The 313-nt window shown below is 62.6% G+C and carries 1 protein-coding gene; it reads left to right on the forward strand.

All coding sequences use genetic code 11. The annotated features are described in order from the left end of the window. Positions 1 to 313: DUF2931 family protein (locus GSQ95_RS26040; RefSeq protein WP_158974026.1), on the forward strand; the 313-nt coding region annotated here is incomplete at both ends.

Raw genomic sequence — 313 nt, forward strand, 5'->3', positions numbered from 1 at the left:
GACCGGCCTGGATCTGCCCTATGTCGTATCCCTACGCTGGCAATCCATGGTCGAACCTCAAACCTATCACGCGCTGTTCACCATCCCCGATTGGGCCAGGGCAAAGATGGTCGAGCGTATCCCGGGCCAGTGTCCGAGCGGCTACCACTTCGACTATCGCGAAGCCCTCACCATCGGCCTGGCGCCCGGTGGCGTGGTCAAGGTCTGGATCATGGGTCCCTGCCTGGACCCCATCGAAGTTCTGACCCTCCAGGCCGAAATCGAACCCAAGGGGCCCTATGGTGGCAAGTCGGGCGGCAAGTACCGACCGCTG

The sequence above is a fragment of the Pseudomonas sp. BAV 4579 genome, from assembly GCF_009765395.1.
Taxonomy (GTDB): Bacteria; Pseudomonadota; Gammaproteobacteria; order Pseudomonadales; family Pseudomonadaceae; genus Chryseomonas; species Chryseomonas aestiva.